General features: G+C 63.1%; 24 protein-coding genes and 1 pseudogene. All 25 read left to right on the top strand.

Features of this window, described 5'->3' with window-relative positions; all coding sequences use genetic code 11:
- Window positions 1-358 precede the first annotated feature (358 nt).
- The 25 genes and pseudogenes from ACP92_RS20350 to ACP92_RS20230 all read left to right on the top strand — a co-directional run bounded on the left by ACP92_RS20350 (window position 359) and on the right by ACP92_RS20230 (window position 19519).
- Window positions 359-1162: an ABC transporter ATP-binding protein gene (locus ACP92_RS20350; RefSeq protein ID WP_171941791.1), complete on the top strand. Its 804-nt coding sequence runs from the start codon at window positions 359-361 to the stop codon at window positions 1160-1162.
- Window positions 1159-1938, top strand: coding sequence for a lipid asymmetry maintenance ABC transporter permease subunit MlaE (mlaE, locus tag ACP92_RS20345; RefSeq protein ID WP_013236007.1), 780 nt, complete (start codon window positions 1159-1161; stop codon window positions 1936-1938). The genes ACP92_RS20350 and mlaE overlap by 4 nt, the downstream gene beginning before the upstream one ends.
- Window positions 1939-2000: 62 nt before the next feature.
- Window positions 2001-2477: an outer membrane lipid asymmetry maintenance protein MlaD gene (gene mlaD / locus ACP92_RS20340; RefSeq protein ID WP_013236006.1), complete on the top strand. Its 477-nt coding sequence runs from the start codon at window positions 2001-2003 to the stop codon at window positions 2475-2477.
- Window positions 2474-3214 carry an MlaA family lipoprotein gene (locus ACP92_RS20335; RefSeq protein ID WP_013236005.1) on the top strand — a complete coding sequence of 247 codons (741 nt, stop codon included), beginning with the start codon at window positions 2474-2476 and terminating at the stop codon, window positions 3212-3214. Before mlaD ends, ACP92_RS20335 begins: the two co-directional genes overlap by 4 nt.
- A gap of 215 nt (window positions 3215-3429) precedes the next feature.
- Entirely contained in the window at window positions 3430-4071 is a 642-nt protein-coding gene (locus ACP92_RS20330) for an MlaC/ttg2D family ABC transporter substrate-binding protein (RefSeq protein WP_013236004.1), read from the top strand.
- A 28-nt stretch (window positions 4072-4099) separates the two neighbouring features.
- Window positions 4100-4393 (top strand): STAS domain-containing protein, encoded by a 294-nt coding sequence (locus ACP92_RS20325; RefSeq protein ID WP_013236003.1) that lies wholly within the window; start codon window positions 4100-4102, stop codon window positions 4391-4393.
- A gap of 306 nt (window positions 4394-4699) precedes the next feature.
- Complete coding sequence (locus ACP92_RS20320; protein WP_013236002.1) at window positions 4700-5611, top strand: ABC transporter ATP-binding protein; 912 nt, start codon at window positions 4700-4702, stop codon at window positions 5609-5611.
- Window positions 5608-6372 carry an ABC transporter permease gene (locus tag ACP92_RS20315; protein WP_013236001.1) on the top strand — a complete coding sequence of 255 codons (765 nt, stop codon included), beginning with the start codon at window positions 5608-5610 and terminating at the stop codon, window positions 6370-6372. The genes ACP92_RS20320 and ACP92_RS20315 overlap by 4 nt, the downstream gene beginning before the upstream one ends.
- Before the next feature lie 47 nt (window positions 6373-6419).
- Entirely contained in the window at window positions 6420-6656 is a 237-nt protein-coding gene (locus tag ACP92_RS20310; protein ID WP_017453768.1) for a BolA family protein, read from the top strand.
- Window positions 6657-6665: 9 nt separating this feature from the next.
- On the top strand, window positions 6666-7916 hold the full coding sequence (murA, locus tag ACP92_RS20305) for a UDP-N-acetylglucosamine 1-carboxyvinyltransferase (protein ID WP_013236000.1): 1251 nt from the start codon (window positions 6666-6668) through the stop codon (window positions 7914-7916).
- A gap of 29 nt (window positions 7917-7945) precedes the next feature.
- On the top strand, window positions 7946-8596 hold the full coding sequence (hisG, locus tag ACP92_RS20300) for an ATP phosphoribosyltransferase (RefSeq protein ID WP_013235999.1): 651 nt from the start codon (window positions 7946-7948) through the stop codon (window positions 8594-8596).
- 44 nt (window positions 8597-8640) lie between these two features.
- Window positions 8641-9957, top strand: coding sequence for a histidinol dehydrogenase (gene hisD / locus ACP92_RS20295; RefSeq protein ID WP_013235998.1), 1317 nt, complete (start codon window positions 8641-8643; stop codon window positions 9955-9957).
- A 4-nt stretch (window positions 9958-9961) separates the two neighbouring features.
- The gene (locus ACP92_RS20290) at window positions 9962-10792 is read left to right on the top strand and encodes a DNA-methyltransferase (protein ID WP_013235997.1); all 831 of its coding nucleotides are present in this window, start codon (window positions 9962-9964) and stop codon (window positions 10790-10792) included.
- Window positions 10767-11885: a histidinol-phosphate transaminase gene (gene hisC / locus ACP92_RS20285; protein ID WP_013235996.1), complete on the top strand. Its 1119-nt coding sequence runs from the start codon at window positions 10767-10769 to the stop codon at window positions 11883-11885. The genes ACP92_RS20290 and hisC overlap by 26 nt, the downstream gene beginning before the upstream one ends.
- 73 nt (window positions 11886-11958) lie before the next feature.
- Window positions 11959-12555 carry an imidazoleglycerol-phosphate dehydratase HisB gene (gene hisB / locus ACP92_RS20280; protein ID WP_013235995.1) on the top strand — a complete coding sequence of 199 codons (597 nt, stop codon included), beginning with the start codon at window positions 11959-11961 and terminating at the stop codon, window positions 12553-12555.
- A gap of 61 nt (window positions 12556-12616) precedes the next feature.
- The gene (hisH, locus tag ACP92_RS20275; protein WP_013235994.1) at window positions 12617-13255 is read left to right on the top strand and encodes an imidazole glycerol phosphate synthase subunit HisH; all 639 of its coding nucleotides are present in this window, start codon (window positions 12617-12619) and stop codon (window positions 13253-13255) included.
- A gap of 76 nt (window positions 13256-13331) precedes the next feature.
- Window positions 13332-14129, top strand: a complete 798-nt coding sequence (hisA, locus tag ACP92_RS20270) for a 1-(5-phosphoribosyl)-5-[(5-phosphoribosylamino)methylideneamino]imidazole-4-carboxamide isomerase (protein ID WP_013235993.1) — start codon at window positions 13332-13334, stop codon at window positions 14127-14129.
- 1 nt (window position 14130) lies between these two features.
- Window positions 14131-14895 (top strand): imidazole glycerol phosphate synthase subunit HisF, encoded by a 765-nt coding sequence (gene hisF, locus ACP92_RS20265; RefSeq protein ID WP_013235992.1) that lies wholly within the window; start codon window positions 14131-14133, stop codon window positions 14893-14895.
- Window positions 14892-15275 (top strand): annotated as a pseudogene (gene hisI / locus ACP92_RS20260) (phosphoribosyl-AMP cyclohydrolase); the annotation flags it as partial. The gene hisF and the pseudogene hisI, both read left to right, overlap by 4 nt.
- 113 nt (window positions 15276-15388) lie before the next feature.
- Window positions 15389-15727: a phosphoribosyl-ATP diphosphatase gene (locus ACP92_RS20255; protein WP_013235990.1), complete on the top strand. Its 339-nt coding sequence runs from the start codon at window positions 15389-15391 to the stop codon at window positions 15725-15727.
- 49 nt (window positions 15728-15776) lie between these two features.
- Window positions 15777-16157, top strand: a complete 381-nt coding sequence (locus ACP92_RS20250) for a histidine triad nucleotide-binding protein (RefSeq protein WP_013235989.1) — start codon at window positions 15777-15779, stop codon at window positions 16155-16157.
- Window positions 16158-16230: 73 nt separating this feature from the next.
- The gene (gene tatA / locus ACP92_RS20245) at window positions 16231-16434 is read left to right on the top strand and encodes a Sec-independent protein translocase subunit TatA (protein WP_013235988.1); all 204 of its coding nucleotides are present in this window, start codon (window positions 16231-16233) and stop codon (window positions 16432-16434) included.
- Between the two features lie 120 nt (window positions 16435-16554).
- Window positions 16555-17076: a Sec-independent protein translocase protein TatB gene (gene tatB, locus ACP92_RS20240; protein WP_013235987.1), complete on the top strand. Its 522-nt coding sequence runs from the start codon at window positions 16555-16557 to the stop codon at window positions 17074-17076.
- Window positions 17077-17137: 61 nt separating this feature from the next.
- Window positions 17138-17908 carry a twin-arginine translocase subunit TatC gene (tatC, locus tag ACP92_RS20235; RefSeq protein ID WP_013235986.1) on the top strand — a complete coding sequence of 257 codons (771 nt, stop codon included), beginning with the start codon at window positions 17138-17140 and terminating at the stop codon, window positions 17906-17908.
- A 273-nt stretch (window positions 17909-18181) separates the two neighbouring features.
- Window positions 18182-19519 carry an MFS transporter gene (locus tag ACP92_RS20230; protein ID WP_013235985.1) on the top strand — a complete coding sequence of 446 codons (1338 nt, stop codon included), beginning with the start codon at window positions 18182-18184 and terminating at the stop codon, window positions 19517-19519.
- Window positions 19520-19523: the final 4 nt, after the last annotated feature.

The raw sequence follows: 19523 nt of genomic DNA, 5'->3' as shown, positions 1-19523 counted from the left end.
TAGCAAGCCGCAGGCCCCAACCCTATGCTTATGGTCTTCGGTTTGCACTGCAGCAGATGAGCTGTTGCAAATGCTTGCCTATTTATTCTCCTTACCGCAGGAAAATTACCTATTTGGAATTATTTCGTTGTGTACACGCGACGGAATGAAAATTTTCTTCCCGAGGCAATATTTAACTGACTGAGTCGTCATTTAGTTGGTTGCCGGAAATAGGGAACATCTTCGGCGAACCCGTCGTTAATTTGTGAAAATCGAGGCTTTCTGCAGCGTGCCATTTACACGCTGTATTGCCTTCTTGAAAGCGATTTGTAAAATTTGCTCTACAATGTCGCTTTTCCAAAGAACACACAGAATCCCCTTGCCTAATATCGTAGAAATCCGCGATCTGCATTTCCGCTATGGCGACCGGCCTATCCTGTCCGGCCTCCATATGGATTTCCCGCGCGGAAAGGTGGTGGCGGTGATGGGCGGTTCCGGTTCGGGCAAGACCACCATCCTGCGCCTGATCGGCGGCCAGTTGCGTCCGCAGCAGGGCAAGGTGGAAGTGGATGGCGAAAACGTCCCCGACCTGGCCACGAAGCAACTCTTCCTGCTGCGCCGCAAGATGGGCATGCTGTTCCAGAACGGCGCCTTGTTCACCGACATGACGGTGTTCGACAACGTGGCCTTCCCGCTGCGCGAGCATACCGATCTGGACGAGACGCTCATCCGCGACCTGGTGCTCATGAAGCTCAACGCCGTGGGCCTGCGCAATGCCGCTTCGCTCAAGCCGGCCGAGATCTCCGGCGGCATGGCGCGCCGCGTGGCGCTGGCGCGCGCCATCGCGCTGGACCCGGCGCTGATCATGTATGACGAGCCTTTCGCCGGCCTCGATCCCATCTCCATGGGCGTGACCGCCAACCTGATCCGCCGTCTCAATGACGCGCTGGGTTCGACCTCGATCCTGGTGTCGCACGACGTGAACGAGTCCTTTGCCATCGCCGACCATGTCTATTTCCTGTCGGCCGGCAAGATCGTGGCGCAGGGCACGCCCGAAGAACTGCGTTCTTCCACCGACCCCTACGTCAGGCAGTTCGTGCATGCCGAGGCCGATGGTCCGGTGCCATTCCACTATCCCGGCAAGTCGCTGGCCGAGGACCTGGGCCTGGGAGGTGGCGCATGATCGCCGGTCTCGTCAGCGGCCTGGGCCGCAGCCTCCGCGAATTCGTGGTGGGCGTGGGCTTTGCCGGGCGCATGTTCGCCAGCATGCTGGGTTCCTCGCTGGGCCTGCTGCGCCGTCCGCGCCTGATCACCGACCAGATCCATTTCATCGGCAACTATTCGCTGGTGATCATTGCCGTGTCGGGCCTCTTCGTGGGCTTTGTGCTGGGCTTGCAGGGCTATTACACCCTCAATAAATACGGTTCCGAACAGGCGCTGGGCCTGCTGGTGGCGCTGTCGCTGACGCGCGAGCTGGGCCCGGTGGTGACGGCGCTGCTCTTCGCCGGTCGCGCCGGTACCTCGCTGACCGCCGAGATCGGCCTGATGAAGGCGGGCGAGCAGTTGTCGGCCATGGAAATGATGGCCGTGAACCCGCTGCAGCGCGTGGTGGCGCCCCGCTTCTGGGCTGGCGTGATCGCCATGCCGGTGCTGGCGGCCATCTTCAGCGCTGTGGGCGTGATCGGCGGCTATGTGGTCGGCGTGCTGCTGATCGGCGTGGATGAAGGTGCGTTCTGGTCGCAGATGCAGGGCGGGGTGGATGTCTGGAACGATATCGCCAATGGCGTCCTGAAGAGCGTCGTGTTCGGCGTGGCAGTGACCTTCGTGGCGCTGTTCCAGGGCTATGAGGCCAAGCCGACGCCCGAGGGTGTGGCGCGCGCCACCACCCGGACCGTGGTGATCGCTTCGCTGCTGGTGCTGGGCCTGGACTTCCTGCTGACCGCGCTGATGTTCAGCTGATCGCGGCAAAGAATGTAGTGCGCCCGGGCTTGGGTGCGACAATGAATAAAGAGGGTTGAACTATGCAACGTAAATCACTGGATGCCTGGGTTGGAATCTTCGTCCTGCTGGGCGTGGCGGCGCTGGTGTTCCTGGCGCTCAAGGCCGGCAACATGAGTTCGATGTCCTTCGGCCAGAAGACCTATACCATCAAGGCCAGCTTCGACAATATCGGCGGCCTGAAGTCGCGTGCGGCCGTCAAGAGCGCCGGCGTGGTGGTGGGACGGGTGGATTCGATCCGCTTCGATGACCAGACCTTCCGCGCCGTGGTGTCGCTGAACATGGACGAGAGCTACAAATTCCCCAAGGACAGCTCGGCCAAGATCCTCACCTCGGGTCTGTTGGGAGAACAATACATCGGCATCGAGCCGGGGGGCGATACCGCCAACCTGGCTTCGGGCGATACGATTAAGATGACGCAATCCGCTATCGTGCTGGAGAACCTGATCGGTCAGTTCCTCTATAGCAAGGCGGCAGAGGGAAAGGATGATTCCAAATGAACAATAAAACCATCAACGCTGCCTACGCCAGCCGTCTGGGCGCCATCGCCCTGGCGGCTGCGGTCATGACCGGCTGCGCCAGCACCAGCAACAATCCCAACGATCCGCTGGAAGGCTTCAACCGCACCATGTTCAGCTTCAACGACACCGTCGACAAGGTGGCGCTGAAGCCGGCGGCGCAAGCCTATGACGCCGTCGTCCCGAGCCCGGTCCAGCGCGGCGTGGGCAACTTCTTCGGCAACATCGGCGACCTGTGGTCGTCGGTGAACCAGCTGCTGCAAGGCCGTATCGAGCAGGGCGTCTCGACCTTCATGCGCGTGGCCATCAACACCACCTTCGGCCTGGGCGGCGTGCTGGACGTGGCGACCGAAGCGCGTCTGCCGCGCGAGAAGTCCGATTTCGGCCAGACCCTGGGCAAGTGGGGCGTGGGTTCCGGTCCCTATGTGGTGCTGCCGTTCTTCGGCCCGTCCACGCTGCGTGACACGGCCGGCATGCCGGTGGATCTCTACGGCGACCTGTGGACCTACAAGCGTCCGACCCGCTGGCGCAATGTGGGCACCGTGGTGCGCATCGTCGACCGCCGCGCCCAGTTGCTGGATGCGTCGACCCTGCTGGAAGATGCTGCGCTGGACAAGTACGACTTCGTGCGTGACGCCTACCTGCAACGCCGCCAGAGCCAGATCAACGGCGCCGGTGGTAGCGGCAAGGACAGGCCGGAAAACGCCATCCAGCCCTGATCGCCGGAGGCTGGCAAGCAAGACCGACATGTTGCCTCTGTGGCCATGGCGGTCTTGAAAAGAACCTGATTTGCACAATCTGTAACACCTGTGCCCATCTGTGACCGGGCGGGAACCCCCGCCCCCGGCGCACTTCGAAGAGATGACCGTGTCTCGTCCGCGCTTCCGGGTGCGCGGGGACGGCCTCTCCTGCTGACTCGAATGGAACAAGACTTATGAAGATGCTCAACAAACTTTTCGCAATCGCTGCCTTCGCCGTTCCCGCCCTGGCCTTCACCGGCGCCGCCTCGGCCCAGGAAGCCCCGGATGCGCTGGTCAAGCGCATCAGTTCTGAAGTGCTGGATACGGCCAAGAACGACAAGGACATCCAGTCCGGCAACAACACTCGCATCATGCAACTGGTGGAAGAGAAGATCCTTCCCTACGTCGACTTCCAGCGCATGACCCAGCTGGCGGCCGGCCGCTACTGGCGCCAGGCGACTCCGGATCAGCAGGCCCAGCTGGTCAACGAGTTCCGCAGCCTGCTGGTGTTCACCTACTCGGGCGCACTGTCCCAGGTGCGTGACCAGAAGATCGTCTTCAAGCCCCTGCGTGCAGCGCCTGGCGACACCGAAGTGGAAGTCAATTCGCAGGTGATCTCGGATCGCGGCGGCGAGCCCATCCAGCTGAGCTATCGTCTGGAAAAGAAGGGTGATGGCTGGAAGCTCTACGACGTCAACGTCCTCGGCGCCTGGCTGGTGGAAGCCTACAAGGGCACCTTCTCCAACGAGATCAACAAGGGCGGTATCGACGGCCTGATCAAGGCGCTGTCGGACAAGAACAAGCAACTGGCCGCCCGCGGCAACGGCAAGAAGTAACCTGACCTGACCCACTGGAAAGCGCACCATGTTCAAGCCCGGCGCCTCGCTGACTTTCACCAATGCCAGTACCGTCCTGCGCGAGGGCCTGGCGGCCATCGCTGCGGGCCAGACCGGCATCGACGTCAGCGCGGTCGCTACCGTGGATTCCTCGGCCGTGGCCACGCTGCTGGCCTGGCGTCGCGCCGCTGCCCAACGCGGTGCGGCGCTGGACTTCGGTGCGTTGCCGGCCAATCTGCAAAGCCTGGCCGACCTCTACGGCGTGACCGCCTTGCTGCAAGGCGTCGCCGCTCCCACTTCCGCCACCGACCGACATCACTGATCAGGTCGCGTCCCTGGGCCGCACGGCCCGGAAAATCGAATTCCCCTATAATCGAAGGTTTTTGCAGGCGCCCACGCTGCTTGGCGTGGCGGATTCCCATCCGCTGGAGGCAGCGCCCCGGCCGCCGGGCAAAACCGATCGCTATCCCGATAGCACCAACGACAACACGGCTGCGTGATCATCCCTCTTCCAGGCAGGAGGAGGGCGGCGCGGCCAGGGCGAGGTGGACAGTGGACCCGCAGGGCTTGCTGTTTCCTTATTTCCTTCTGGTAACAGACGCAATTAACGAATCGAACGGGCGAGGCAATGGCCGCTCTGCAAATCAATGACATCAAGAAACGCTACCAGTCGCTGCAGGCGCTGGGCGGCGTTTCGCTGGCGATCGAGGAAGGCGAATTCTTCGGTCTGCTCGGACCCAATGGGGCCGGCAAGACCACGCTGATCTCCATCATCGCCGGCCTGAACCGCGCCGACTCCGGCACGGTCACCATCCACGGCCACGACGTGGTCAGTGACTATCGCGCTGCCCGCATGAAGCTGGGTGTGGTGCCGCAGGAACTGGTCTTCGATCCCTTCTTCACCGTGCGCGAGACGCTGCGCATGCAGTCCGGCTATTTTGGCCTGAGCAGCAACGACAAGTGGATCGACGAGGTCATGGAGAACCTGGACCTCACCAACAAGGCCGATACCAATATGCGCGCGCTCTCCGGCGGCATGAAGCGGCGCGTGCTGGTGGCCCAGGCGCTGGTGCACAAGCCGCCCGTGATCGTGCTGGATGAACCGACCGCCGGGGTGGACGTGGAGCTGCGCCAGACCTTGTGGCAGTTCATCGGTCGCCTCAACCGCGAAGGCCACACCATCGTGCTGACCACGCACTACCTGGAAGAAGCCCAGGCGCTGTGCAACCGCATCGCCATGCTCAAGTTCGGCAAGGTAGTGGCGCTGGATTCGACCGAGGGCCTGATCCGCCGCATTTCCGGTTCGCAGATGGTGCTGCGCCTGAAGCGCGGCAGCCTGCCGGAGGGATTGAAGTCCCTGGTCACGCATCCCGAAGAACTGTTGTCGGGCAACAAATATACGCTGCGCGTGAACGACTACCAGGAAGTCGAGCCCATCCTGGCCGCACTGCGCGCAGCCGGCGCCGAGATCGATGATCTGCAATTGCAGCAGGCCGATCTGGAAGACGTCTTCATCCAGATCATGGGAGATGAAAAATGATCGGTTTCCGCACCCTGTTCTACAAGGAAATCCTGCGTTTCTGGAAGGTCGCCACCCAGACCATCACCGCGCCTATCGTCACGGCCTTGCTGTACCTGCTGATCTTCGGCCACGTGCTGCAGGATCGCGTTCAGGTCTATCCGGGCGTGAACTACACCGGCTTCCTGGTGCCGGGCCTGGTGATGATGAGCGTGTTGCAGAATGCCTTCGCCAACAGTTCGTCTTCGCTGATCCAGTCCAAGATCACCGGCAACCTGGTCTTCGTGCTGTTGACGCCGCTGTCGCACTGGGAGCTCTTCGGCGGCTATGTGCTGGCTGCCGTGGTGCGCGGCCTGATGGTGGGGGCCGGGGTGTTCGTGGTCACCGTGTGGTTCGGCCATCTGGACTTCGTGGCGCCGCTGTGGATCCTGGTATTTGCGCTCTTGGGCGCAGGCATCCTGGGGACCATGGGCCTCATCGCCGGGATCTGGGCCGAGAAGTTCGACCAGCTGGCGGCTTTCCAGAATTTCCTGATCGTACCCCTGACCTTCCTGGCCGGCGTGTTCTATTCGATACACTCGCTGCCGCCGTTCTGGCAGGCGGTATCGCATTTCAACCCGTTTTTTTATATGATCGATGGCTTTCGCTATGGCTTCTTCGGCCAGTCCGACATTGCCCCCATGACCAGCCTCGGCATCGTCGCCGTGTTCTTCGTGGCGCTGTCCACCCTGGCCGTGCGCATGCTCAAGAGCGGCTACAAGCTGCGTGCAGGTTCCCATTGAGCCCGCTGCACGCCGCCATCTCCCCCATTCCCGTGAAGAGCCTCAACATGCTACCCACTCCTGAACTCGTCAAAAGCTATATCGCCGCCGGCCTCGATTGCCAGCACCTGGAAGTGGAGGGCGATGGCCAGCACTTCACCGCCGTCATCGTCGCCGAAGCCTTCGCCGGCAAGCGCCTGATCCAGCGTCACCAGCTGGTCTACGCCGCCTTGGGCGACCGCATGCGCGAGGAAATCCACGCGCTGTCGATGAAGACCCTGACCCCCGAAGAATTCCAGAAATAAGGCAAGACGATGGACAAGCTTTTGATCCGTGGCGGCAAGCGCCTCTCCGGCGATGTCACCATTTCCGGCGCCAAGAACGCCGCCCTGCCCATTCTGTGCGCGGCGCTGCTGACGGCCGATGACCTGGTGCTCTCCAACGTGCCGCACCTGCAGGACGTGGTCACCATCACCGGGCTGATGAAGCAGATGGGCCTGCGCGTGCAGGAAAACGGCGACCAGATGGTGCTCAACGGCAACGACATCACCCGTCCGGAAGCGCCCTACGAACTGGTCAAGACCATGCGCGCCTCGATCCTGGTGCTGGGCCCGCTGCTGGCCCGCTTCGGCCAGGCCAAGGTGTCGCTGCCCGGCGGCTGCGCCATCGGTTCGCGTCCGGTGGACCAGCACATCAAGGGCTTGCAGGCCATGGGCGCGGAGATCCACATCGAAGGCGGCTACATCTACGCCAAGGCCAAGCGCCTTAAGGGGGCGCGCATCGTCACCGACATGATCACCGTCACCGGTACCGAGAACCTGTTGATGGCCGCCGTCCTGGCTGACGGCGAGACCGTGCTGGAAAACGCCGCGCGCGAACCCGAGGTAGGCGACCTGGCCAACCTGCTGGTCAAGATGGGCGCGAAGATCGAAGGCATCGGTACCGATCGCCTGGTCATCCAGGGCGTCGAGCAACTGCATGGCGCCTCGCACGAAGTCATCGCCGACCGCATCGAGACCGGCACCTTCCTGTGCGCGGTGGCCGCTACCGGCGGCGACGTGACCTTGCGTCGCACCCGCGCCGGCCTGCTCGATGCGGCGCTGGACAAGCTGCGCGACGCCGGCGCCATCCTCACTTCCGGCGAGGACTGGATCCGTATCCAGATGGCGCGCCGTCCCAAGGCAGTGAGCTTCCGCACCACCGAGTATCCGGGCTTCCCCACCGACATGCAGGCGCAGTTCATGGCCTTGAACTGCATCGCCGACGGCACCAGCCACGTTACCGAGACCATCTTCGAGAACCGTTTCATGCACGTCCAGGAGCTCAACCGCCTGGGCACGGCCATTGACGTGGAGGGCAATACCGCCATCGTCACGGGTGTGGAAAAATTCATCGGCGCACCGGTCATGGCGACCGACCTGCGCGCCTCGGCCTCGCTGGTGATCGCCGGCCTGGCGGCCCAGGGCGAGACCGTGGTGGAACGCATCTACCACCTCGACCGTGGCTATGATCGCATGGAAGCCAAGCTGTCGGCCATCGGCGCTGATATCCAGCGTATCAAGTAAGTTTACGGATTCGAGAAAAGCACAACATCATGACCCAACAACTGACGCTGGCGCTGTCCAAGGGCCGCATCTTCGAAGAAACCCTGCCCTTGCTCAAGGCGGCCGGCATCACCGTGTCGGAAGACCCGGAGTCCTCGCGCAAGCTGATCCTGCCCACCAATGATCCCGACGTGCGCGTGATCATCGTGCGTGCTTCCGACGTGCCGACCTACGTGCAATACGGCGCGGCCGACTTCGGCGTGGCCGGCAAGGACGTGCTGCTGGAACACGGCGGCGAAGGCCTGTACCAGCCCATCGACCTGAACATCGCCAAGTGCCGCCTGTCGGTGGCCGTGCAGGAAGGCTTCGACTACGCCAATGCGGTGCGCCAGGGTGCGCGCCTGCGCGTGGTGACCAAGTATGTCAATACCGCCCGCGAGCACTTCGCCGCCAAGGGCGTGCACGTGGACCTGATCAAGCTGTATGGCTCCATGGAGCTGGGACCGCTGGTGGGCCTGTCCGACGCCATCGTCGACCTGGTCAGCACCGGCGGCACCTTGCGCGCCAACAAGCTGGTGGAAGTCGAGCACATCATCGACATCTCCTCGCGCCTGGTGGTGAACCAGGCTGCGTTGAAGTTGAAGCGCGAGCGCCTGCAGCCGATTCTCGATGCCTTCGAGAAGGCGTCCAAGGCCAAGTAATCCATGACCACGACCCCAGATTTCCTCGCAGAGCAGGTGAGACCATGAGCATTGCCATCCGAAAACTCGATTCCGCCGATGCTGGCTTCCGCGACCAGCTCTCGGCCGTGCTGGCCTTCGAAGCCAGCGAAGACGAGGCCATCGACCGCGCCGCGGCCACCATCCTGGCCGATGTGAAGGCGCGCGGCGACGCCGCCGTGCTGGAATACACCCAGCGCTTCGACCGCCTGCAGGCCGCTTCCGTGGCGGCGCTGGAGATCGGCAAGGACGCGCTGCAAGCCGCGCTGGCCGGCCTGCCCGAGGCGCGTCGTCATGCGCTGCAGACCGCCGCCGACCGCGTGCGCGCCTATCACGAGCGCCAGAAGAAGGAATGCGGCTCCGATGGCTTCCTCTATCGCGAAGCCGATGGCACCGAGCTGGGCCAGAAGGTCACGCCGCTGGACCGCGTGGGCATCTACGTGCCCGGCGGCAAGGCGGCCTATCCGTCGTCGGTGCTGATGAATGCGATTCCGGCCAAGGTGGCTGGCGTGCAGGAAGTCATCATGGTGGTGCCCACGCCCGATGGCGTGAAGAATGAGTTGGTGCTGGCCGCCGCCGCCATTGCCGGGGTGGACCGCGTCTTCACCATCGGTGGTGCGCAGGCTGTGGGCGCATTGGCCTATGGCACCGCGACCATTCCGCAGGTGGACAAGATCGTCGGCCCCGGCAATGCCTATGTGGCCGCGGCCAAGCGCCGCGTGTTCGGCGTGGTCGGCATCGACATGATCGCCGGTCCCTCCGAGATCCTGGTGATCTGCGACGGTGCCACCGATCCCGACTGGATCGCCATGGACCTGTTCTCGCAAGCCGAGCACGATGAACTGGCGCAATCCATCCTGCTGTGCCCGGATGCGGACTACATCGCCAAGGTCGAGGCGTCGATCAACCGCCTGCTGGACGACATGCCGCGCAAGGACGTGATCCGCACCTCGCTGACCGACCGTGGTGCGCTGGTCAAGGTGCGCGACATGGCCGAAGCCTGCGAGATCGCCAACATGATCGCCGCCGAACACCTGGAGATTTCCGCGCAGGAGGCGCAGCAGTGGGCCGACCAGATCCGTCACGCTGGCGCGATGTTCCTGGGCCGTTTCTCGTCCGAATCGCTGGGGGATTATTGCGCTGGTCCCAATCACGTATTGCCGACCTCGCGCACGGCACGCTTCTCCTCGCCGCTGGGCGTGTATGACTTCCAGAAGCGCTCCAGCATCATCCGCGTATCGGAAGAGGGCGCCCAGACGCTGGGCAAGATCGCCGCTGAACTGGCCTATGGCGAAGGCTTGCAGGCGCACGCCCGCTCGGCCGAATTGCGGCTGAAGAAGTAAGAGGATGAGTTCCGCCACCGACTCCCTTGCAGGCGCCGGCTGGCTGGACCGCGTATTTTGCGAAGATGCGCTTTCCGCCGTGGGCGGCCTGGCGCGCATCCCCGATGGCAGTGTCGATCTGATGATCGCCGATCCGCCCTATGGACTGGGCAAGGACTACGGCAACGATTCCGACAAGCTCGATACCGCTGCCTACCTGGCCTGGACCGAGCAATGGGTCGATGCCGCGCTGCCCAAGCTCAAGCCCAATGGCAGCCTCTACATCTTCCTCACCTGGCGCAATTCGCCGGAGATCTTCGTGATGCTCAAGCAGCGCATGACCATGATCAACGAGATCATCTGGGACCGCCGCGTGCCGTCGATGGGCGGCAGCACCCGGCGTTATTCGTCGGTGCATGACACCATCGGTTTCTTCGCCCGCGCCAAGGACTATTTCTTCGACCTCGACGCCATCCGCATTCCCTACGACGCCCAGACCAAGAAGGCGCGCTCGCGCTCCATCTTCGTGGGCGCCAAGTGGCTGGAGATGGGCTACAACCCCAAGGATGTGTGGAGCGTCTCGCGCCTGCACCGCGAACACAAGGAGCGCGCCGACCATCCCACGCAGAAGCCGCTGGAAGTGGTGGAACGCATGGTCAAGGCCTCCTGTCCGCCGGGCGGCGTGGTGCTCGATCCCTTCATGGGCAGCGGCACCACGGCGGTAGCGGCGCGGCGCTGTGGACGGCATTTCACTGGTTTTGAACTCAATCCCGATTATTGCGAACTGATCCGCCAGCGCCTCGATGCCCTCGCGCCAGCCCACCAAGACGATGAAGCCCTCCGTACCCAAGCCTGAGCCTGAGTCCATCGACCAGTTGATCGCCAATGTCATCCGCCCCGTGGTGCGCGGCTGGCAGTCCTATCACGTGCCGTCGGCGGAGGGGATGGTCAAGCTCGACGCGATGGAAAATCCCTACCTGCTGCCCGCCGAACTGCGCGAGCAACTGGCGCAACGCCTGGCCGCGCTGGAGCTCAATCGTTACCCGGTGCCTTCGTACACGGCCCTGAAGGCCGCCATCTGCAAGGGCCTGGGTGTGCCGGCGGGCTACGATGTCCTGCTGGGCAATGGTTCGGATGAATTGATTACCCTGCTGTCGGTGGCCTGCGCCCAGCCGGGCCGGACCATCCTGGCGCCGGAGCCGGGCTTCGTGATGTATGGCGTCTCAGCCAAGATGGCCGGGCTGGAGTACGTGGGCGTGCCCCTGTGCGCTGACCTGAGCCTGGACCTGCCGGCCATGCTGGCGGCCATGGAGGCGCACAAGCCCGTCATCACCTGGCTGGGATACCCCAACAATCCCACCGGCACGCTCTATGAGATGGCCGATGTGCTGCGCATCGTCGAAGCCGCCGCACCGTACGGGCTGGTAGTGGTCGACGAGGCCTACCAGCCCTTTGCCGCCTCCACGCTGATGCCGGCATTGCCGCAGCACAACAACCTGGTGCTCATGCGCACCGTCTCCAAGCTGGGACTGGCGGGCATCCGCCTGGGCTACCTGTCGGCGGCGCCGGCGCTGTTGCGCGAATTGGACAAGGTGCGTCCGCCCTACAACGTCAATGTGCTCACTGAAGCTGCGGCGCTGTTCATGCTGGAGCATCTGGACGTACTGCAGGCCCAGGCCGCACGACTGCGCCAGGCGCGCAGCGCCCTGGCGGCCGAACTGGCGGCGCTGGACGGGGTGCAGGTGTTTCCCTCGGCGGCCAATTTCCTGCTGATCCGCGTCCCGGACGCCGATAAAGTCTGCGCCAGCTTGCTGGCGCACAGGGTACTTGTGAAAAATGCCGGTAGAATGCACGTATTGCTCCAAAACTGTTTGCGCATTACCGTCAGCTCGGATAAAGAAAACGCCATGTTCCTGGCGGCCCTGAAGACGGCGCTGCGCGAGCTGTAGAGCTGCCAGCAAGGGCCAGGCCCAGGCCAGCACAACGCATTACCCAACGATAGAACTCCGTCTTACCCTGACCATGTCTACACCGAGAACCGCGGAAGTCGTCCGCAACACCAACGAGACGCAAATCCGCGTTGCGATCAACCTGGATGGCACCGGCCAGCAGAAGCTCGATACCGGCGTCCCCTTCCTGGACCACATGCTGGACCAGATCGCCCGCCACGGTCTGATCGACCTGGATATCCACGCCAAGGGCGACCTCCACATCGACGCCCACCATACGGTGGAAGACGTGGGCATCACCCTGGGCATGGCCTTTGCCAAGGCCATCGGCGACAAGAAGGGCATCCGCCGCTATGGCCACGCCTACGTGCCGCTGGATGAAGCCCTCTCGCGCGTGGTCATCGACTTCTCCGGCCGTCCCGGCCTGGAATACCACATCCCCTTTACCCGCTCCATGATCGGTTCCTTCGATGTGGACCTGACCAGCGAGTTCTTCCATGGTTTCGTCAACCACGCGCAGGTGACCCTGCATGTGGACAACCTGCGCGGCGTGAACGCCCACCACCAGGCCGAGACCGTGTTCAAGGCCTTCGGCCGCGCGCTGCGCATGGCCGTCGAACTTGATCCGCGCGCTGCTGGTACGATTCCGTCGACCAAGGGCAGCCTGTAAAAACGCAGGGTATCGCTAAATCATCTGGTTTTCCGGTGCGCGAGCGCCGTTCAATGTCGCCATGAATAAAATTGTTGTAGTCGATTACGGCATGGGCAACCTGCGCTCGGTGGCGCAGGCGCTGCGCCATGTCGCGCCTGAAGCCGATGTGCGTATCTCCGGCGAAGTCGCCGATATCCGCGCCGCCGACCGCGTGGTCCTGCCCGGCCAGGGCGCCATGCCCGATTGCATGCGCAGCCTGCGCGAATCGGGCGTGCAGGACGCCGTCATCGAAGCGTCGCGCACCAAGCCCTTGTTCGGTGTATGCGTAGGCGAACAGATGCTGTTCGACTGGAGTGAAGAGGGCGACACCCCCGGCCTGGGCCTGCTGCCCGGCAAGGTGGTGCGCTTCGACCTGGAAGGCATGCGCCAGGATGATGGCTCCCTGTTCAAGGTGCCGCAGATGGGCTGGAACCATGTCCACCAGACCAGCCGCCATCCGCTCTGGGAAGGCATTGCCGACAACGCCTTCTTCTATTTTGTCCACAGCTACTACGCGGTGCCGGCCGAGTCCGCCCATGTGGTCGGGCAGACCCCGTATGGCCGCGACTTCGCCTGCGCCGTGGCCCGCGATAATATCTTTGCAACCCAGTTCCACCCGGAAAAAAGTGCCTCGGCGGGTTTGCAGCTGTATCGGAATTTCGTACACTGGAAACCTTGATTTTTGTCTTTCCGGCAAGAATCAGCCTGCTGAGCTTCGACAACCCTTCTTTTTACTGACTAGTCATCCCCTAGCCATGCTGCTCATACCCGCCATCGACCTGAAAGACGGTCATTGCGTACGCCTCAAACAAGGTGATATGGACCAAGCCACCGTTTTCTCCGAAGATCCGGCGGAAATGGCCCTGCACTGGCTCAAGCAGGGCGCGCGCCGCCTGCACCTGGTGGACCTGAACGGCGCCTTTGCCGGCAAGCCCAAGAACGAGGCGGCGGTCAAGGCCATCCTCAAGGCGGTGGCCAGCTTCGCCGAAGAAAACGAAGTCGAGGAAATCCCGGTGCAACTGGGCGGCGGCATCCGCGATCTCGATACCATCGAACGCTACCTGGACGACGGCCTGTCCTACATCATCATCGGCACCGCTGCGGTGAAGAACCCCGGTTTCCTGCATGACGCCTGCAGCGCCTTCCCCGGCCAGATCATCGTCGGCCTGGACGCCAAGGACGGCAAGGTCGCCACCGACGGCTGGAGCAAGCTGTCCGGCCACGAAGTGGTGGACCTGGCGCAGAAGTTCGAAGGCTATGGCTGCGAAGCCATCGTCTACACCGACATCGGCCGCGACGGCATGATGGGCGGCGTCAACATCGAAGCCACCGTGCGCCTGGCGCAGGCGGTGACCATTCCCATCATCGCTTCGGGCGGCGTCCACAACGTGGGCGACGTCGAGGCGCTGTGCCGCGTCGAGGATGAAGGCATCGAAGCCGTCATCTGCGGTCGTTCCATCTACGAAGGCACGCTGGACCTGCGCAGCGGCCAGGATCGCGCCGATGAACTCACGCGCGAACTGGAAGCCAACCGCCTGTCCGGCAGCAAATAACATGGCCCTTGCAAAACGCATCATCCCTTGCCTGGACGTGACCGCTGGTCGCGTGGTCAAGGGCGTCAATTTCCTGGAGCTGCGCGATGCCGGCGATCCGGTCGAGATCGCGCGTCGCTATGACGAGCAGGGCGCTGATGAGCTGACCTTCCTCGATATCACCGCTTCCTCCGATGGCCGCGACCTGATCCTGGACATCATCGAAGCCGTAGCCTCGCAGGTCTTCATCCCCCTGACCGTGGGTGGCGGCGTGCGCGCGGTGGAAGATGTGCGTCGCCTGCTCAATGCCGGCGCCGACAAGGTCGGCATCAACACCTCGGCCGTGACCAATCCGCAGCTGGTGGCCGACGCCGCCAGCAAGTACGGTTCGCAATGCATCGTGGTGGCCATCGACGCCAAGCGCGCCGGTGACGGCAAGTGGGAGGTCTACACCCACGGCGGCCGCAAGGCCACCGGCCTGGACGCGGTCGAATGGGCGCGCAAGATGGCGCAACTGGGCGCGGGCGAGATCCTCTTGACCAGCATGGACCGCGACGGCACCAAGAGCGGTTTCGACCTCGACCTGACCCGCGCGGTCTCGGAAGCGGTCAGCATCCCCGTGATCGCCTCCGGTGGCGTGGGCGGCCTGCAGGACCTGGCCGACGGCATCACCAAGGGCAAGGCCGATGCGGTGCTGGCCGCCAGCATCTTCCACTATGGCCAGCACACCGTGCAGGAAGCCAAGCGCTTCATGGCCGACCAGAACATTTCCATGAGGCTGGCATGAGCATCAGCGCCAAATGGCTCAACAAGGTCAAATGGGACGAAGTCGGCCTGGTGCCGGTGATCGCCCAGGAAGTCGGCAGCAATGATGTGCTGATGTTCGCCTGGATGAATCGCGAGGCGCTGGCGCGCACCGTGGAGATCGGCCAGGCCGTCTACTGGAGCCGCTCGCGCAAGAAGCTGTGGCACAAGGGCGAAGAATCCGGCCACTTCCAGAAGGTCCACGAGATTCGCCTGGATTGCGATGAAGACGTGGTGCTGCTCAAGGTCGAGCAGGTGGCCGGCATCGCCTGCCATACCGGACGTCATTCCTGTTTCTTCCAGAAATTCGAAGGCAGCGCCGACAGTGGCGAGTGGGTCACCGTCGAGCCGGTCCTGAAGGACCTGCAACCCGGCGCCGGCGGCGGTCCTGCAGCGACTGCGGCCGAGCCGGAAGCCAAGCCCAAGCGCGTGCGCAAGAGCATCCCCAAGCCCGTCGACAGCGACAAGACCCCATCATGAGTGAAACCCTGAAGCGCCTGGCCGAGGTCATCGAGTCGCGCAAGCTGGCCAATGGCGGCAATCCAGAGAAATCCTATGTCGCCAAGCTGTTTTCCAAGGGCGACGACGCCATCCTCAAGAAGATCGGCGAGGAAGCTACCGAAACTGTCATGGCCGCCAAGGATGCCCGCGTCTCTGGCGACAAGTACAAGGTGCTCTACGAATGCGCCGACCTGTGGTTCCATTCCATGGTGCTGCTGGCGCAGTTCGACTTGAGCCCGCAGGATGTGCTCAACGAGCTGGCCCGTCGCGAAGGCCTCTCCGGCCTGGAAGAAAAGGCTGCCCGCAAGGACTGATCGGCCACCGGTCTTCCCATTTCCCCCTTGTTTCCCCAGGAGTACGGCTTTGGATAATTGCATTTTCTGTAAGATCGCTGCAGGCCAGATCCCCTCGAAGAAGATCTACGAGGACGAGGACCTGATCGCCTTCCACGACATCAACCCGGCCGCCCCAGTGCATTTCCTGATCGTGCCGCGCCAGCATGTGGCGACTCTGGCCGATTGTGGTGAGCAGCATGCCGCCGTGCTGGGCAAGATGCTGGCCCTGGCGCCGCGCCTGGCCGCCGAGCAGGGCTGCGGCTATGGCCTGGACGCCGAGGGCAAGCCCAGCGGCGGTTTCAAGACCATCATCAACACCGGACCGGATGGCGGCCAAGAGGTGTACCATCTGCACATGCATGTCATCGGCGGCCCGCATCCGTGGCGGGTACGGTTCGTGCAACAATAAGGATTCGCCAGCCCGGGGGCTGGCCGGTTTCACACTTGTACACAGGGCAGGGATGTCCGCTTAGGAGAAGAGAATGGGTTCGTTCAGTATTTGGCATTGGCTGATTGTTCTGGTGATCGTGATGCTGGTCTTCGGCACCAAGAAGCTCGGCAACATGGGTTCCGACCTGGGCAAGGCAGTCAAGGGCTTCAAGGATGGCGTCAAGGGCGCAGAGGAAGAGAAGAAGGACGCGGCCATCGACGTGCAGGCCAAGGAAAAAGACAAGTCCGGCACCTGATCAGGCAGCGCCCGGTGCGATATTGTGCCGGGCCGCACCGTTTTGCTGTCCGCGCCTGGTGCGGACGTCCAGTCTCCCGGGCAGCTCTGCTGCTCTTGTCCTTAAAGTCCACACAAGCCCATGATTGATATCGGCCTTACCAAGCTGGCCTTGATTGGCGTGGTCGCGCTGGTCGTGATCGGCCCGGAACGCCTGCCCAAGGTGGCGCGCATGGCCGGCACGCTGTTCGGCCGCGCCCAGCGCTACATCAACGACGTCAAGTCGGAGGTCAGCCGCGAGATGGAACTCGACGAGCTGCGCAAGATGCGCCAGGACGTGGAGTCAGCCGCCAGCGAGGTCAGCGGCAGCATCCACAAGAGCATGGCCGAGACCGAAGCCTCGCTCAATGACGCCTGGAACGGCGGCGATGACGCTTCCGGCTCGGACAGCGCCGCCGCCGGCAACTGGACCCGTCAGCCCGATCCCTCGCTGCTGGCCATCAAGGCCAAGGCCTTCCGCCGCAAGAAGCTCTCGCGCACCACCGGCGTGCCGGCCTGGTACAAGCACCAGAGCGGCCACAGGACCCGCGTGATCTCGGCGTCGGCCCGCGTGGCCAAGTACCGTCGACCGGTGGGCGCGGGCAAGTCTGCTGGTTTCTTCTAGTTTCTTCTAGTTCTTCTCATCTGGCGCAGCGCGTCCCACTTCATCAGAATGCTCCAATTCCATGGCTGAAGAAAACACCCAGGCCGAAGACACCTTCATCTCACACCTGATCGAGCTGCGCAGCCGCATCGTCAAGGCGGCTGCGGTGGTGCTGGTGGTGTTCCTGTGCATGATGCCCTTCGCGGCCCACATCTTCGATGTGCTGGCCGCACCGATGATCCACGCGCTGCCGGCCGGCAGCAAGATGATCGCCACCGGCGTGATCACGCCCTTCCTCATCCCCATCAAGGTCACCATGCTGGTGGCGGTGCTGGTCTCGCTGCCCTGGGTGCTCTACCAGCTGTGGGCCTTCGTCGCGCCGGGTCTCTACACGCACGAAAAGCGCCTGATCGCACCGCTGGTGATCTCCTCGTCGGTCTTGTTCGTGGCCGGGGTGGCGTTCTGCTACTTCTTCGTCTTTGGCGTGGTCTTCCCCTTCATCAACAACTTCGCGCCCAAGTCGGTCTCGGTGGCGCCGGACATCGATAGCTATGTCGATTTCGTGCTGACCATGTTCGTCGCCTTCGGCGTGACCTTCGAGGTGCCGGTGATCGTGATCGTGCTGGTGCGCATGGGCCTGGTCCCGCTGGCCAAGCTCAAGCAGGTGCGCCCCTATGTGATCGTCGGCGCCTTCATCATCGCCGCCGTGGTCACCCCGCCCGACGTGATGAGCCAGCTGATGCTGGCCGTGCCGCTGGTGCTGCTCTACGAAGTCGGCCTGCTGGTGGCGCCCATCTTCGAACGCGCCACCCAGGCGCCCGCCACCGAAGCGGGCAGTTCCACCTCGGACTGATGCCGCCGCTGCCGATGCAGCAGGGCAGGCCGGAACCGGCCTGCCTGTCTACCTTCCCACCCGCGCCTGTCGTCCCTTCGCGCATCACTTCTACCGAGCCATTCCATCGCCCCTTGCTGGCCTGACTGTCGCTGACGGTTGCAGAATTGCCGCAAATCCGCTAACCTGTCTGACAGGTAGATAAGTATGTCTGCCTGCCTTTTTTGTCCGATTGCCCGTCAGGGCGATCCGGGCGCTGGGTATCGACAATAAGAAATTGACTGGAGACAACAGATGGCAAATGCAAGCCAGGGCAGTGCTGTGCAGTTTGACGGGCTGTACAAGAAAGTGACGTGGAAAATCCTGCCCTGGCTGCTGCTGGGCTATGTGATTGCCTACCTCGACCGGGTCAACGTGGGCTTCGCCAAGCTCTCCATGCTGAGCGACCTGGGCATGTCGGAGGCGGCCTATGGGCTGGGGGCGGGTATCTTCTTCCTGGGTTATTTCATCTTCGAAGTGCCCAGCAACCTGATCCTGCATCGCGTGGGCGCCAAGATCTGGATCGCGCGCATCATGATCACCTGGGGCATGATTTCCTCGCTGATGGCCTTTACAGCCCCCATCGCCCAGTGGTTGGGCGTGAGCAATGAAACGGTCTTCTACACCTTGCGCTTCCTGCTGGGGGCCTCGGAGGCGGGCTTCTTCCCTGGCGTGATCCTCTACATGACCTACTGGTATCCCGCGGCCATGCACAGCCGCGTGATGGCGGTGGTATTGCTGGGCAATCCCTTTTCCTACATCCTCGGCGGTCCCATCAGCGGGGCGCTGATGCAGTTCATGGGCAGCGGCGACTCGCTGGCCGGCTGGCAATGGATGTTCGTCATCGAAGCGCTGCCGGCTTGTTTGCTGGGTATCGTCATCCTGTTCGTGCTCTCCAATGACATCGCCAGCGCCAAGTGGCTGGCGCCGGAGGAAAAGGCCGAGCTGGCCCGTCGCCTGGCCGCCGAGAACAAGGAAAAGGTCAACGTCCCGCTCAAGAGCCTGTACGCCTTGCCCATCCTGTGGTTCCTGGCGCTGGTGTATCTGCTGATGATGATCGGCAGCTACGGCATCAATTTCTGGGCGCCCACCATCATCCGCGACGCGGGCGTGAAATCGGTGCTCGACATCGGCATGATCTCGGCCATTCCCTACATTCTCGGCGCGACCGCCATGGTGTTCATCACCCGTCATGCCGAGAAGGCGGGCAAGCATCGCAGCTATTCGGTGGCGGTCTCCATGGTCGCCGGCCTGGCCCTGGTGCTGTGCACGCTGTTCCCGCACAACATCTACATCACCCTGGCGGGCATCGCCATCGCGGTGGGCGGCAGCCTGACCTCGATTGCCTTGTTCTGGGGCTTCCCGGGCGCCTACTTCACCGGCGCCACGGCTGCCGCAGGGATCGCGATCATCAATTCCGTGGGCAATCTCGGCGGCTTCGTCGGGCCTTACCTGCTTGGGGCATTGACCACTGCCTTCGGCTCGCCCCGTTACGGCCTGATGATGCTGGGAGGCGCCTTGTTCCTGGCCGGTGTGCTCATCGCGCTGGGCGGCCGCAAGCGTGGTCCCGCTGCGGTGACGGCCAGCGCCTGAACGG

Source organism: Herbaspirillum seropedicae, from assembly GCF_001040945.1.
GTDB lineage: Bacteria > Pseudomonadota > Gammaproteobacteria > Burkholderiales > Burkholderiaceae_D > Herbaspirillum > Herbaspirillum seropedicae.
The sequence above is the reverse complement of the archived record's forward strand: the minus strand, read 5'-3'. Positions and strand labels throughout refer to the sequence as shown.